General features: G+C 54.3%; 1 protein-coding gene. It reads right to left on the minus strand.

Annotated features, from left to right (window positions below; translation table 11 throughout):
- Positions 1 to 377: hypothetical protein (locus tag EST62_RS12805; protein WP_209019451.1), on the minus strand; the 377-nt coding region annotated here is incomplete at its 3' end.
- Positions 378 to 519 lie beyond the last annotated feature (142 nt).

Here is a 519-nt window from a genome sequence, read left to right on the forward strand (position 1 = left end):
TAGTTGCCAAGCGTACCGTTGATGGCAATCGCGGTTGCGGTGTTGATCGACTCAAACACAGCGCCGCCAATATTGGCACCAACACCAGAACCAACAGCGCCAGAGACGTCGATATTTCCGACAACCACGCCATCAGTACCGGCACTTGGTGAGCCAAGAGCAGCACTCAAGCCGACGACTGGCGTCACAACGGTGGCAAGCAACGGGAACGAAGATGCCTGGTCTGCGGTGGCGGTGGCAATTGCCAGATCGCCTTTCACGGCGTAAGCAGGCGCAGTAGCCGTCGCTACAGCAGCAAGGATATCACCGGTAGTCACGTCCACGGTCGTGCTAAGATTCGGCGTAATGGTTGTGACATCATTATCCTGATAGCTCATCGCAGTGTTCATGATCATGCTGGAAATGTCATTGCCATCCGGCACGGTACCACCATTATATGTACCACCGTTACCGGCGAAAGAGGTTCCGCTGAATCCAAGTGTCGCAACGGCTACGAGCGATGTGATGATTGTCTTTTTC

Origin of the sequence: Chlorobaculum sp. 24CR (assembly GCF_004118635.1) — a bacterium.
Classification (GTDB): domain Bacteria; phylum Bacteroidota; class Chlorobiia; order Chlorobiales; family Chlorobiaceae; genus Chlorobaculum.